Source organism: Isoptericola sp. MSGPD8_1_ISO-PGPR-S23-394 (assembly GCF_058072785.1).
Genome location: NZ_CM176517.1, coordinates 3126567 through 3139217, shown reverse-complemented (window position 1 = coordinate 3139217; position 12651 = coordinate 3126567). Strand labels below are relative to the sequence as shown.

General features: G+C 74.3%; 14 protein-coding genes. 11 read left to right on the top strand and 3 right to left on the bottom strand.

Going from position 1 to position 12651, the window contains the following annotated elements:
- Positions 1 to 2: 2 nt before the first annotated feature.
- The 5 genes from AC3RJ8_RS14450 to AC3RJ8_RS14430 all read left to right on the top strand — a co-directional run bounded on the left by AC3RJ8_RS14450 (position 3) and on the right by AC3RJ8_RS14430 (position 5447).
- Positions 3 to 2108, top strand: coding sequence for an ATP-binding protein (locus AC3RJ8_RS14450; RefSeq protein WP_489713257.1), 2106 nt, complete (start codon positions 3 to 5; stop codon positions 2106 to 2108).
- Entirely contained in the window at positions 2105 to 3298 is a 1194-nt protein-coding gene (locus AC3RJ8_RS14445) for an acyl-CoA dehydrogenase family protein (protein WP_489713256.1), read from the top strand. The genes AC3RJ8_RS14450 and AC3RJ8_RS14445 overlap by 4 nt, the downstream gene beginning before the upstream one ends.
- Before the next feature lie 78 nt (positions 3299 to 3376).
- Complete coding sequence (locus AC3RJ8_RS14440) at positions 3377 to 3919, top strand: MaoC family dehydratase (protein WP_489713255.1); 543 nt, start codon at positions 3377 to 3379, stop codon at positions 3917 to 3919.
- A complete protein-coding gene (locus AC3RJ8_RS14435; RefSeq protein ID WP_489713254.1) occupies positions 3916 to 4791 on the top strand; it encodes an HpcH/HpaI aldolase/citrate lyase family protein in 876 nt (291 codons plus the stop codon). Before AC3RJ8_RS14440 ends, AC3RJ8_RS14435 begins: the two co-directional genes overlap by 4 nt.
- 50 nt (positions 4792 to 4841) lie before the next feature.
- Complete coding sequence (locus AC3RJ8_RS14430) at positions 4842 to 5447, top strand: thymidine kinase (RefSeq protein ID WP_489713253.1); 606 nt, start codon at positions 4842 to 4844, stop codon at positions 5445 to 5447.
- On the opposite strand, the gene AC3RJ8_RS14425 is transcribed toward AC3RJ8_RS14430, so the two are convergent.
- On the bottom strand, positions 5404 to 5955 hold the full coding sequence (locus AC3RJ8_RS14425) for a MarR family winged helix-turn-helix transcriptional regulator (protein ID WP_489713252.1): 552 nt from the start codon (positions 5953 to 5955) through the stop codon (positions 5404 to 5406). The genes AC3RJ8_RS14430 and AC3RJ8_RS14425 overlap by 44 nt on opposite strands.
- A 119-nt stretch (positions 5956 to 6074) precedes the next feature.
- Between AC3RJ8_RS14425 and AC3RJ8_RS14420 the strand changes: the two genes are divergently transcribed.
- The 5 genes from AC3RJ8_RS14420 to AC3RJ8_RS14400 all read left to right on the top strand — a co-directional run bounded on the left by AC3RJ8_RS14420 (position 6075) and on the right by AC3RJ8_RS14400 (position 9882).
- Positions 6075 to 6866, top strand: a complete 792-nt coding sequence (locus AC3RJ8_RS14420) for an SDR family NAD(P)-dependent oxidoreductase (RefSeq protein ID WP_489713251.1) — start codon at positions 6075 to 6077, stop codon at positions 6864 to 6866.
- 71 nt (positions 6867 to 6937) lie between these two features.
- On the top strand, positions 6938 to 7663 hold the full coding sequence (locus AC3RJ8_RS14415) for a ThuA domain-containing protein (RefSeq protein WP_489713250.1): 726 nt from the start codon (positions 6938 to 6940) through the stop codon (positions 7661 to 7663).
- A 63-nt stretch (positions 7664 to 7726) separates the two neighbouring features.
- Positions 7727 to 8413 (top strand): hypothetical protein, encoded by a 687-nt coding sequence (locus tag AC3RJ8_RS14410; RefSeq protein ID WP_489713249.1) that lies wholly within the window; start codon positions 7727 to 7729, stop codon positions 8411 to 8413.
- A 63-nt stretch (positions 8414 to 8476) separates the two neighbouring features.
- Positions 8477 to 9220, top strand: a complete 744-nt coding sequence (locus AC3RJ8_RS14405) for a YcnI family copper-binding membrane protein (protein ID WP_489713248.1) — start codon at positions 8477 to 8479, stop codon at positions 9218 to 9220.
- Complete coding sequence (locus AC3RJ8_RS14400) at positions 9217 to 9882, top strand: copper resistance CopC family protein (protein WP_489713247.1); 666 nt, start codon at positions 9217 to 9219, stop codon at positions 9880 to 9882. The genes AC3RJ8_RS14405 and AC3RJ8_RS14400 overlap by 4 nt, the downstream gene beginning before the upstream one ends.
- A gap of 15 nt (positions 9883 to 9897) precedes the next feature.
- On the opposite strand, the gene AC3RJ8_RS14395 is transcribed toward AC3RJ8_RS14400, so the two are convergent.
- Positions 9898 to 10569 (bottom strand): AIM24 family protein, encoded by a 672-nt coding sequence (locus AC3RJ8_RS14395; protein WP_489713246.1) that lies wholly within the window; start codon positions 10567 to 10569, stop codon positions 9898 to 9900.
- Between the two features lie 81 nt (positions 10570 to 10650).
- On the opposite strand from AC3RJ8_RS14395, the gene AC3RJ8_RS14390 reads away from it, so the two are divergent.
- Positions 10651 to 11817 (top strand): MFS transporter, encoded by a 1167-nt coding sequence (locus AC3RJ8_RS14390; RefSeq protein ID WP_489713245.1) that lies wholly within the window; start codon positions 10651 to 10653, stop codon positions 11815 to 11817.
- Here the strand turns inward: AC3RJ8_RS14390 and AC3RJ8_RS14385 are convergent.
- The gene (locus AC3RJ8_RS14385; RefSeq protein WP_489713244.1) at positions 11707 to 12636 is read right to left on the bottom strand and encodes a helix-turn-helix transcriptional regulator; all 930 of its coding nucleotides are present in this window, start codon (positions 12634 to 12636) and stop codon (positions 11707 to 11709) included. The genes AC3RJ8_RS14390 and AC3RJ8_RS14385 overlap by 111 nt on opposite strands.
- Positions 12637 to 12651 lie beyond the last annotated feature (15 nt).

Here is a 12651-nt window from a genome sequence, read left to right as displayed (position 1 = left end):
CGATGCCGACCGAGATGTTCACGACCGTGCTGGTCGCCAACCGCGGCGAGATCGCCTGCCGGGTGATCGGCACCCTGCGCCGCCTCGGCATCCGTGCCGTGGCGGTCCATACCGACAGTGACGCCGGTGCCCGGCACGTGCGCGAGGCCGACGTCGCGGTCTCGCTCGGGCCGGCGCGCGCCTACCTGGACGTCGAGGCGGTCGTGGCGGCCGCCGTCGCGACCGGGGCGGAGGCGATCCACCCCGGCTACGGCTTCCTGTCGGAGAACCCGGAGCTCGCCCACGCCTGCGAGCGGGCGGGGATCACGTTCGTCGGCCCGCCGGCCGGCGCGATCGAGGCGATGGCGGACAAGGTCGCGGGCAAGCGCATCGTCGTCGGCCGGGGCGTGCCCGTGCTGCCGGGCACCCTGGACGCGGGGCTCGACGACGCTGAGCTCGTCTCCGCCGCGGCAGACGTCGGGTTCCCGCTGCTGGTCAAGCCCGTCGCCGGGGGTGGCGGCAAGGGGATGGTGGTCGTGGAGGAAGCGGCCGCGCTGCCGGAGGCGCTGGCCTCCGCACGGCGGGTCGCGACGTCGGCGTTCGGTGACGACGGGCTCCTGCTCGAACGGCTCGTGGAGCGGCCCCGCCACGTCGAGGTGCAGGTCCTCGCGGACACCCGGGGCGCCGTCGTGCACCTCGGCGAGAGGGAGTGCACGTTGCAGCGCCGCCACCAGAAGATCGTCGAGGAGGCGCCCTCACCCGTGGTCGACGCCGCGACCCGCGACCGGCTCGGCGCGGCGGCGTGCGAGGTCGCCCGGTCGGTCGGGTACGTCGGCGTCGGCACCGTGGAGTTCCTCGTGCCCGCGGACGCGCCGGACGACTTCGCGTTCATCGAGATGAACACCCGCCTGCAGGTGGAGCACCCCGTCACCGAGATGGTCACGGGCCTGGACCTGGTCGAGGCCCAGCTCCGCGTCGCGGCGGGCGAGCCGTTGTGGTTCGCCCAGCGGGACGTGCGGATCACCGGGCACGCCGTCGAGGCCCGGGTGTATGCCGAGTCGCCGGCGCGCGGGTTCCTGCCGTCGGTGGGCCGCGTCGACGTGTTCGACGACGCCGGCGTGGGTTCCGGCCCGACGGCGTTCCCGCTCCGGCTGGACACCGGTGTCGCGAGCGGCGACGAGGTGTCTGGCGACTACGACCCGATGCTCGCCAAGGCCGTCGCCCACGGCACCGACCGCGACCAGGCCATGGCGCGGCTCGACGGGCTGCTCGCCCGGACCGCGGTGCTCGGCGTGGAGACCAACACCGGGTTCCTGCGGGACCTGCTCGCCGACCCGGACGTCCGGGCGGGCAAGCTCGACACGGGCCTGGTGGACCGGTTCACCACCGCCCTGTCAGAAGGTGGCGCGGGTATGCGCCCACCAGGTTCTGACAACTCATGGGTGGCGGCGGCGCTGCTGGCCGTGGGCGACGCCATCGCCCGGCCGCCCGGCGCTGCCGACCCGTGGGTCACCGACGGGTGGCGGCTCAACGCGCCCCGCGCGCCCCGCCCGGTCGCGCTGCGCGACCCCGTCGGGGACATCCTCGATCTCGCCGTGACCGGCCACCGCGGCGACGCCGTCGTGGTGCGCGACGGCGGTGCACCGGTCCGCGCGGGGCTGCGGCCCGCCGGAGGCCCGGCGCACCGGTGGTTGCTCACCGAGCTGTCAGAACGTGGCGCGGGTATGTCTCGACCAGGTTCTGACAGCTCGCGGGTGGAAACCGTGGCCGCCGTCCGCGTCGGCGACACCGTCTGGGTGGCCCGCGCCGGCCGGACCACGCGCTTCACCGTCCTGGACCGAGCTGCCCGCGGCGCACTGAGCCGCAGCGGACGGACGGCCGTCGGCGGGGCAGGCGGCCCCGCGACCGGACCCACCGAGATCCGGGCGCAGATGCCCGGCACCGTCACCGCCACCCATGCCGAGGGTCCCGTCGTCGCCGGCGCCGCCGTCGTCGTCGTCGAGGCCATGAAGATGGAGCACCCCCTGCCCGCACCCGCCGCAGGGACCCTGCGCGTCGTGGTGCACCCGGGCGACCAGGTCCGCCTCGACCAGGTGGTCGCCGTCGTCGAACCCGAAGGAGCGTCATGATCCCCGACACCGCCGCCACCGCCCTCACCGACGAGCAGCGCAAGCTCAGCCAGACGGTGCGCGAGTTCGCCGACGAGGTGGTCGCGCCCGCGGCCTACCAGTACGACACCGAGCGCCGGCTGCCGATGGAGATCATCGCGCAGATGGGCGACCTCGGGCTGTTCGGCCTCCCCTTCCCCCGCGAGGTCGGCGGGCAGGGCGAGGACTACGTGTCGTTGTGCCTCGCCGTCGAGGCGCTCGCCCGCGTCGACCAGTCCATCGCGGTGACCCTCGAGGCGGGAGTGGGGCTCGGCATCATGCCGATCTACCGGCACGGCACCCCGGAGCAGAAGGAACGCTGGCTGCCGGACCTGGTGGCCGGCCGGGCGCTCGCGGCGTTCGGTCTCACGGAGGCCGGCGCCGGGTCCGACGCCGGGGCGACGCAGACCCGGGCACGGCTCGAGCCCGGTCCGGGTGGGGACGAGTGGGTCATCGACGGGACCAAGCAGTTCATCACCAACTCCGGGACCCCGATCACCAGCGTCGTCACCATCACAGCCGTGACGGGGGAGCGGGTCGGCAGCGACGGCGTCGCCCGACCCGAGCTCTCCTCGATCCTGGTGCCCGCGGGCACCCCAGGGCTGACGGTCGGCGAGCCGTACGACAAGGTCGGATGGCACACGTCGGACACGCACCCGCTGGCGCTCGACGGTGTCCGCGTGCCGGCGTCGAACCTCCTCGGTGAGCGCGGCCGCGGGTACGCGAACTTCCTGCGCGTGCTCGACGAGGGGCGGATCGCCTTCGCCGCCCTGGCCACCGGCGCCGCGCAGGGCTGCCTGGAGGAGGCGTTGCGGTACGCGAACGAGCGCAAGGTGTTCGGCCACTCGATCGGGAGCAACCAGCACGTCGCCTTCACCCTCGCCCGGATGCAGGCCCGCGTGCACTCGGCACGGCTGTGCTGGCTCGACGCGGCCCTCAAGCTCACGCACGGCAAGCCGTTCAAGGCGGAGGCGTCGGTCGCGAAGCTGACCTCCGGCGAGGCGGCCATGGCGAACGCCCGCGACGCCTCGCAGATCTTCGGCGGGTACGGGTTCCTCAACGCCAACCCCGTGGCCCGGCACTACCGGGACTCGAAGATCCTGGAGGTCGGCGAGGGCACCACGGAGGTGCAGCTGATGATCATCGCGCGCGACCTGGGACTCACCGCATGAGCGCCGAACAGGACGTTGCGCCCGCTTCGGGCCGGGATAACGGGCCCAGGTTCCTGTTCGGCGACGGAGGGGGGAGCGATGCGTGACGAGATCCAGCGGGGTCTCTACCTCGACGAGCTCGACGAGGGCGTGCGGTACGTGCACCGACCGGGCCGGACCCTCACCGAGGCGGACAACACGCTGTTCACCGCCGTGACGATGAACCCGCAGGGCCTGCACCTGGACGCCGCGTGGGCCTCGACGCAGCCCTTCGGGCGGCCGCTGGTCAACTCGATGCTCACCCTCGCCACCCTCGTCGGTCTGAGTGTCGCCCACCTGACGCGCGGCACCATCGTGGCGAACCTGGGCCTCACGGACGTCGGCTTCCCCGCACCGGTGTTCCCCGGCGACACGCTCTACGGCGCGACGACGGTGCGCGACCGGCGTCTCTCCGCGTCCCGGCCCGGCACAGGGATCGTCACGCTCGAGCACGTCGGGACCAACCAGGACGACGTCGAGGTCGCCCGGGCCGTGCGCACCGTCATGATGTGGAGCCGTGCCGGGCACGAGCAGGCCGGGCACGAGCAGGCCGGCCACGAGGAGGCCGACCACCAGGCGACGCCGACGGGCGACGAGCCGTGACCCCGGAGCCCTTCGCCCTCGGCCCCGCGCTGCTGTTCTGCCCGGCGGACCGGCCCGACCGGTTCGACAAGGCGGCACAGCGGGCCGACGGCGTGATCCTCGACCTGGAGGACGGCGTCGACCCCGCGGCCCGCCCGGCCGCCCGCCGAGCCCTGCGCGAGCACCCGCTCGACCCGGCGCGCACGATCGTGCGCGTCAACGCCGTCGGCACCCTCGACCACGAGGCCGACCTGGCGGCGCTCGTGGGCACCGGGTACGCCACCGTCATGCTGCCGAAGGCGGACGGCCGGTTCGTCGGTCCGCTGCTGCGGGCCGACGGCGCCCCGTACGCCGTGGTGGCCCTGTGCGAGACGGCGGCCGGCGTGCTCGCCGCACCGGCGCTCGCGATGCGTCCCGACGTGGTGGCCCTCGCCTGGGGCGCGGAGGACCTCGTCGCCTCCCTGGGCGGGACGTCGAGCCGGTACCCGGACGGCACGTACCGCGACGTGGCCCGGCAGGCCCGGTCCGCCGTCCTGCTGGCGGCGGGTGCGGTCGGCAAGGCCGCGGTCGACGCGGTGCACGTCGACCTGGACGACGTCGACGGTGCCCGTGCCGAGGCGGTCGACGCCGCGGCGTCCGGGTTCACGGCCACGATGTGCGTCCATCCCCGCCACGCGGCAGCGGTCCGGGAGGCGTACGCGCCCTCCGAGGAGGACGTCGAGCGCGCGCGGAGGCTGCTCGGCGGCGCCGGTGTGCCGCCGTCGGGCGGGGCGGCGCGAGTGGGGGGCAGCATGGTCGACGAACCCCTCCTGCGGCACGCGCGCACGGTGCTGGACCGGGCGGCGGGGATCAGCCGCTCGGCGGCGGCGGGTGGGGTACGGACGGAGCGTTAAGGTGCTTCCGGCGGGCGCCGTGTCCGCCGCGGACGGCAGGGAGGTGCCCGGTGGAGCTGTCGCTGGTGCTCGGCCCGATGAAGTCCGGCAAGTCGCTCGACCTCATCGCGCAGGTCGCCCCACTGGCCTACTCGCGGCTGAGCTGTGCCGTGGTGCAGTCCGCGCGGCACGTGCGCGACGCGCGGATCGTCTCGCGCACGGGCGCCTCCGTGCCGACGATCAAGCTGGAGACGCTCGAGCCGCTGCTGCACACCACCGAGGACGTCGTCGCCATCGACGAGGTGCACATGTTCACGCCCGCCGACGTGCGGGTGGTCGAGGAGCTCGTGCTGCGCGGCACCAAGGTGCTGGCCTGCGGCATCGACCTGGACCACCGGGGCGAGCTGTTCGCGACGATCCGGGCCCTGCTGGAGCTCGGGCCCACGGACGTCCGGTACCGCCGTGCCGTGTGCGACCGCTGCCAGGACCTGCACGCGGCGTTCACGCAGGTGCTCAGCGGCGGTGTGCCGTTCCTCGAGCCGCTGGGTGCGTCCGAGCCGATCCCCGACGACGGCACCTTCACCTACGAGGCGCTGTGCCGCCGCTGCTTCGTGCTGCCGGAGACGGCGATCGTCACCGGCTCGCCGGGGGTCCCGCGGGCGACGGCGCACCCGTAGCCGGACCGGGCGGCGCGGGAGCGGTGGGCGGCACCCAGCTCCCGTCGCTCCGGATGGCCTGCGCGATGCGGAGGCTGGCCTCGCGCAGGTGCCGGGTCTGGGGTTTCGTCAGACGGTCGAGCACCAGATCTCGCACCGTGTGCACGTGGCCCGGCGTCGCCTGCGCGACCTTGTCCCGGCCGTGGTCGGTGAGGATCGCCAGCGTGGACCGCCCGTCGGAGGGATCGGGTGTGCGCCGCATCCAGCCCTTGGACTCCAGGCGGGTGGCGGCGCGCGACAGGCGTGACAGCGAGCTGTTGGCATACCCGGACAGGACGCTCATGCGAAGGGTGAGGCCGGGGGCGCGCGAGAGGGCGTACAGCACCCCGTACTCGAAGTGCGTCAGCTGCGCGTCCCGTTGCAGCTGCGCGTCCAGGGCCGCCGGCAGCCACTCCATGACCGTGGCCAGGGCGGCCCAGGTCTCCAGCTCGTCGCCGGTCAGTGCTGCGGGCGGTTCCGGGTCCGTCATGTGCCCAGGGTAGCGGCTGCGCGGTCGATTCACTTGCTCAAGAAACTCAACCCTTCTACAGTTCACTTGACGGAGCAATTAAATGTCGGCGTAGCCGGCACCGAGAGAGGGCGGACGTCATGGATCTCGAGCTGGTGGGCAAGCGGGCCTTCGTCAGCGGTTCGACGCAGGGGATCGGCTTCGCGATCGCCGAGGGGCTGGCATCGGAGGGGGCGGCGGTCGTCGTCAACGGCCGTGACGAACGCCGGGTGGGGGCCGCGGTCGACGAGCTGCGGACGCGCGTGCCCGCGGCGGACGTCACGGGGATCGCCGCGGACCTCGCCGACCCCGAGCAGGTGCAGAACCTGCTGGCTCGGCTGGGGAGCGTCGACATCCTGGTCAACAACGCCGGTGTGTTCGACGTCCAGGACTTCCTGGAGGTCTCCGACGAGGAGTGGCAGCGCTCCTTCGAGGTCAACGTGATGAGCGCGGTCCGGCTCTCCCGGCACGCGCTCGGTCGCATGCTCGAGAACGGCTGGGGGCGGATCATCCTCGTCGCCAGCGAGTCCGGCGTCGACGTCCCGGCCGACATGGTGCACTACGGCGTATCGAAGGCCGGGCTGCTCGCGTTGGGCAACGGCCTGGCCAAGGCGACGCGAGGAAGCCGGGTCACCGTGAACGCCATCGTCGGAGGGCCGACGTACTCCGACGGCGTCGCCCACGCGGTCGAGCAGCTCGCGCAGGCGCAGGGCGTGTCGGCCGACGTGCTCAAGGACACGATCGCCGCCGCTCGGCCGACGTCGCTCCTCCAGCGCTTCATCGAGCCGGCCGAGATCGCCAGCCTGGCGCTCTACCTGGCCAGCCCTCGGTCCGCCGCCACCAATGGCGCCGCGCTGCGCGCCGACGGCGGGGTCCTGACGACGACCCTCTGAACCGGGCGGCTCCGCCGCACGCCGCTGATCGCCCACCGGCCGGCACGTCCTGCCCGTGGCACGATCGTGCCGTGACAACGACGCCTGACCCTTCCGAGAACCCGTACCGCGTCCTGGTCCTGGCCGGGCGCGGCCGCTACGAGGACCCGTGGCACGACCACGCCGCGACCAGCCACCGTCTCGCGACGGTGCTGGACGAGCTGGAGCTCGGCGGTCGGACGACCGACGTCGTCGTGCGCTCCGTGTTCCCCGACGCGCTGGACGACCTCGACGAGGTCGACCTGCTCGTGGTCAACGCCGGCACCTCGTGGCCCGGCTTCCTCGAGGCCGGGATCGGGCCCGACGACGACGCGTGGGCGCCGTTCCACGAGCGGCTCGACCGCTGGGCGCGGGACGGCGGCGGCGTCCTCGCCGTGCACCAGGCGGCGAACACCTTCGGCGACGCCCCGGGCTGGGAGGAGATCGTCGGCGGCCGGTGGGTGCCCGGGACGTCGTACCACCCGCCGTTCGGCCGGGCCGAGATCACCCTGGCGACGGGCGGGCACCCGATCGTCGCCGGGGCGCCCGGGTCGGTGACGCTGGAGGACGAGCGGTACTGCGCGCTGCGGGTCGCCCCGTCGGTCCAGGTCCTGGGCTGGGTGCCCGACGACGACGGCGAGCCGCAGCCGGCGCTGTGGGCGACCGAGGAGCACGGGGGGCGCACGGTGTACTGCGGGCTCGGCCACGACGTGCGCGCCTACGACTCGCCGGAGTACGTGCGGCTGCTGCTCCGGGCCGCGACCTGGTTGCTCACGTGACGTTCGGCACGCTCGGCGGCCGCCCGCCCGTCGTGGGGCCTGCTGCGGCCTAGGCTGGTGGACATGCCATCCGCACCGGCCGTCCACGTGCTGCCGGTGCGCGCCCTGCTCGTCGGCGGCACGTCGCTCGCGATGGCCACCGCGGCCCATGCCGCGGCCGGGGGTGGGACGCCCCGCAGCGCGCTGGCCGTCGCGGTGCTCGTCGCCTCCGTGGTGCCCGTCGCCGTCGCGCTGGGCCGCGGCGCCCTGACGCTGCCCCGGCTCCTGCCCGTCCTCGGTCTGCTGCAGGCGCTCCTGCACGCCGAGCTGGCGATCCTGGCCACGCACGGCACGCACGGCGTGCCGTCCCCCGGAGTCGCGGCAGCGGCCGCCGGCCACGCGGCGCACGGAGTCGACCCCGTCGCGCTCGCACACCGGCTGGACGCGACCGCCGCCGCGGCCGGTGGCGGCCACGGTGGTGGGACGTTGATGACCGTGGCGCACGTCGTCGCGGTCGCGCTCGTCGCCGCCGTCCTCGCCTCCGGCGACCGGGCGGCGCGCTGGGTGGTCGCGTGGATGTCCGCGGTGGTCCTCCTGGTGCGACGCACCACCCTCCCTCTGCCGCGGTCCCGGGCCGCCGCCGTCGTCGTCGACCGGCTGGTCGGCGCGCGTGCCCTGGACCGGCTGATCGGTGCCGGGAGACGGTTCCGGGGCCCGCCGGGCCTCGTGTGCCCGAGCGCCCTGGCGACACCCTCGCCCGGCGCCGCCTGACCCGCTCCTCGTCCGGGGTGCGGGTCCTCCCGCCGTACCCCTCAGACACTGGAGCGATCCGTCATGCACACCTTCCTTCGCCGCGCCCTGGGCGCGGGCGCCACCGGCCTGCTCGGCCTCACCGTCGTCGTCGCCGGAGCGGGCGCCGCGTCCGCCCACGTCACCGTCGACCCCGCCGAGGCGGAGGCCGGCGGCTACACGCTGCTCACCTTCCGCGTGCCGAACGAGTCCGACACCGCCTCGACCACCCGGCTCGAGGTGGACCTGCCCACCGACACACCGTTCGCGCACGTCTCCGTCGAGCCCGTCCCCGGCTGGACGGCCACGGTCACCACGACCGAGCTCGACGAGGCGGTCACCGTGCACGGTGCCGAGATCAGCGAGGCGGTGGACTCCGTGACGTGGACGGCGGACGACGCCGACGCGGCGATCGCTCCCGGGGAGTTCCGCCGCTTCACCGTCTCGGCCGGACCCGTCCCGGACGCCGAGAGCATCGTCCTGCCCACCCACCAGACGTACTCCGACGGCGAGGTCGTCTCGTGGGAGGAGGTCGCGGAGGGCGACACCGAGCCCGAGCGGCCCGCACCCGTCCTGACCGTCGCCCCCGCGCAGGAGTCCGACGGCGGCACGCACGGCGGCGCGGCCGACGCGATCGCGCAGGGATCGGGCGAGACCGTGGACGCTGACGGACCGGAGGGCGGCGCCGGTCCGTGGCTCGGTGCCGTCGGGCTCGGCCTCGGCCTCGTCGGCGCGGTCACCGGCGTCGTCGCGCTGTCCCGCTCCCGTCGCGAGGGTTCGGCCCGATGAACGGGCGCCGGCCGGCACGGTGGGCGGCCGTCGCCGGTGCGGTCGTCGCGCTCGCGACGGCCGCACCGCCGGCCTCGGCCCACAACTACGTCGTGGGCACGGACCCCGAGGACGGGGCCACAGCGGCCGACCCGGTGACCGAGGTGTCGGTGACCTTCAACGACGTGCTGCTGGACATGGGTGGCGACTCGACGGTGGTCGACGTGACCGGGCCGGACGGCCGCCACTACGCGACCGCGTGCCCGGAGCTGACCGGAGAGGTCGTCTCCGTCCCGGTCGAGCTGGGCGGGGCGGGCGAGTACACGGTCGCCTGGCGGGTCGTCTCGGCCGACGGGCACCCGATCTCGGGTGACTTCGCGTTCGACCATGACCCGCCCGAGGGCGCGGAACCGGCGGCGGGGAGCACGGACGCGGCGTGCACGACGGCAGCCGCGGGCTCCGGGCCGAGCGGCTCCGGGTCGAGCAGCTCGGACGGCACGGCCGAGGCCGACGAGGCCGGAGCAACGCCGTCGGCCGGTGTCGCCGTGGTGGTCGCCCTCGGGACCGCGCTGCTCGGCGGCGCCGTCGTGCTCGTCGTCCTGCGCGCCGGGCGACGTCGGGCCGGTGAAGGCTCCGACGGCGGCCGCGACGTCGGACCGGACGGGGGGTCCCCGCCGGCGTGACACCGGCTCCGGGGGTCAGTCGTCCTTCAGGGGCGGGTGGCCCTCGGAGGCCTGCACGACGACGAACCCCTGGCCGCTCAGCCCGAGCTGGTAGGCCTCGCCGGACCCGCGGCCGATGAGGGCGCCCATCTTGGCGGTCTTGCGCACGGTGCTGGCCAGGGACGTCGACCACAGGACGGCGGACTGCATGTCCACGAAGGTGGGCTCGTCGACGTTCAGCACCACCGGGGTGCCGTAGGCCGTCACGGCGAGCGCCCCGGTGCCGGTGAACGTCGTGTTGAAGAGCCCGCCGGTCAGCATCGACGCGCCCTCGACGCGGTTGATGTCCCACGTCAGGGTGCTCTCGAACGCCAGGATGTTGTCTCCGCTGACGGTGACGCTCTCGTTCTCCAGGGACAGGACGAACACCTCGTCGGCGTCCTGGGCGAGGAACACGTCGCCGCGCCCGGAGACCTTCATGAGGGACATGCCCTCGCCGGTGAAGGCCTTCTTGAACAGCTTGGTCATGGACCCGCTGCCCTCGTAGGAGAAGTCGACGTCGCCCTGGTAGGCGACCATCGAGCCCTGCTTGGCGTAGAAGTACCCGCCGGAGCCCGTCAGGTCGACCTTGAGCATGTCCTTGTTCGCGAGCTGGAAGCTGCCGGGCTCGCCCTCGGGTTCGGTGTGCTGGAACAGGTGTGAGCGCATGGCCCCATCCTGCGGCATCCCAGTCAACACCTCGCGGCGATCGATCAACTCCGCCCGCACGGACCGACGCAGCATGGTCGGGTGACCACCTCGACAGACACGACCCCCACCGTCCCCGTGACCGGCCGGGCGACCTGGACGCCCGTCCTGGCGCTGGCCGCCGGCATCACGATGCTGGTCGCCAGCGAGTTCCTGCCCGCCGGCGTGCTGCCCGGCCTGGCCGCCGACCTCGGCGTCACCGAGGGCACGGCCGGGCTGGCCGTCGCGGCGACCGCCGTCGCGGGACTCCTGACCGCCCCCACGATCGCCGTGGTGCTGCCCCGGACCGACCGTCGTACCGTGCTGGTCGCGCTGCTGGCGATCGGTGCGGTGGCCAACCTGGTCGTCGCCGTGGCGCCCGTGTTCGCCGTGCTCCTGGTCGGTCGGTTGCTGCTGGGCGTGGCCGTCGCCGGCTACTGGGCGTTCGCGTTCGCCGCGGGGATCCGTGCGGTGCCGGGCCGTGCCGCCACCGTCTCGACGACGCTGGCCATGGGGGTCAGCATCGCCACGATCGCCGGGGTACCGCTGGGCTCGCTGCTCGGCGACCTGTTCGGCTGGCGGGTCGTGTTCGGGCTGGCCGCGGCGCTCACCGCCGCGACCGCCGCCGCCGTGTGGTTCGTCATGCCCGGCGTGCCCGCACAGCCGGGCGCCGGGCTGGCGATGCTGCGGCAGGCCCTCACCCATCGGCGGCTCATGCTCGGCATCACGTTCCTGTTCGTGGCGGTGCTGGGCAACTTCGTCGCGTACCCCTTCATCCGCCTGGCGATCGAGCGGGTGGACGCCTCGGTGGTCGCGCTGCTGCTGCTCCTGTGGGGGCTCGGCGGGCTGGGCGGCAACCTGACCGCGGGGTCGCTGTCCCGCCGTCTGCGCCTGGCCACGACGCTCGGGCCGGCACTGTTCGGGCTGGCGCTGGTGACGCTGGCCGGTGCCGGGTCGCTGTGGGTCGTGGTGCCCGCGATCGTCCTGTGGGGCTTCGGGATGAACATGGTGCCGGTGTCGACCCAGCTCTGGGTCACGACGGCGGAGCCGCAGCGCACCGAGTCGGCGCTCGCGCTCCAGGTCACCGCCTTCCAGGCGGCGATCATGCTCGGCTCGGTGCTAGGCGGCCGGCTCCTCGACGAGGCAGGCCTCACGCCGGTGCTGCTCGTGGGCGCGGTGCTCGCGCTGGTCGGGGCCGCGGGCTTCGCCGGCCTGCGGGCGCGGGTGTGAGCCGGCGCGCCAGCACCGTGGCGTCACGCCGTGCACGCTGGTGAAGGCGCGGCTGAACGCGGCGACGGACCCGTAGCCGACGGCGAACGCGACGTGGGTGACCGAGTGGTCGTCGTCGGCGAGGAGCTCGCGGGCACGGTGCATGCGGGCCTCACGCACGAACTGCAGGGGACTGGTCCCGAGGGCCGTGCGGAACCGTTCGCCGAGGCCGGACCGGCTCAGGTGCGCCAGCCGGGCGAGCTCGTCGAGGGTCCACGGGTGGGCGGGGTCGTCGGAGACGGCGGACACGACCCGGGCCAGCTCGGGGGCGACGGCGTCCGGGGCGTCGGGTTCGTCCAGTTGCTCGAGCCACTGCTTGCGCATCGCCGCGGCGATCAGCTCGCCGTAGCCGGCCGCGAAGTGCCGTAGCACGTACGCCGTCGACACCGGGCAGATCTCCACGAGCGCGGTGACCCCACGGTTCGCGGTGGCGAAACCGTGCGCGACGAACCGGTCGGGCACGGGCGGTTCGCCACCGGCCTGCCGCACGGACGCGAGGACGAGGCGCACCGGCGTCGTCGCTGCGACACGGTAGGCGTGCGCACGGCCCAGGAAGATCGCGTCCCCGGAGGTGAGCGTGTCGGTGGCCTGCCACGACTCCACGGCGAGCTCGCCGTCGAGCAGGAGCAGCCAGGCCGAGGGACCGGGCAGGTGGACGGGCCCGCCCGCCGCGACGGTCTCGATGCTCGACCCGGTCAGCTCCCAGCGGGCGACGCTGGCGACGACGGCCTCGACCGTGTCAGCACGTGCGTCCCGCGGGGCGGGTTCCAGGGCGACCATGCACAGGACAGCGCG

Coding starts and splice junctions, on each gene's coding strand:
- AC3RJ8_RS14450 (WP_489713257.1), top strand. CDS start 3: ATGCCGACCGAGATGTTCACGACCGTGCTGGTCGCCAACCGCGGCGAG.
- AC3RJ8_RS14445 (WP_489713256.1), top strand. CDS start 2,105: ATGATCCCCGACACCGCCGCCACCGCCCTCACCGACGAGCAGCGCAAG.
- AC3RJ8_RS14440 (WP_489713255.1), top strand. CDS start 3,377: ATGCGTGACGAGATCCAGCGGGGTCTCTACCTCGACGAGCTCGACGAG.
- AC3RJ8_RS14425 (WP_489713252.1), bottom strand. CDS start 5,955: ATGACGGACCCGGAACCGCCCGCAGCACTGACCGGCGACGAGCTGGAG.
- AC3RJ8_RS14420 (WP_489713251.1), top strand. CDS start 6,075: ATGGATCTCGAGCTGGTGGGCAAGCGGGCCTTCGTCAGCGGTTCGACG.
- AC3RJ8_RS14410 (WP_489713249.1), top strand. CDS start 7,727: ATGCCATCCGCACCGGCCGTCCACGTGCTGCCGGTGCGCGCCCTGCTC.
- AC3RJ8_RS14405 (WP_489713248.1), top strand. CDS start 8,477: ATGCACACCTTCCTTCGCCGCGCCCTGGGCGCGGGCGCCACCGGCCTG.
- AC3RJ8_RS14400 (WP_489713247.1), top strand. CDS start 9,217: ATGAACGGGCGCCGGCCGGCACGGTGGGCGGCCGTCGCCGGTGCGGTC.
- AC3RJ8_RS14395 (WP_489713246.1), bottom strand. CDS start 10,569: ATGCGCTCACACCTGTTCCAGCACACCGAACCCGAGGGCGAGCCCGGC.
- AC3RJ8_RS14385 (WP_489713244.1), bottom strand. CDS start 12,636: ATGGTCGCCCTGGAACCCGCCCCGCGGGACGCACGTGCTGACACGGTC.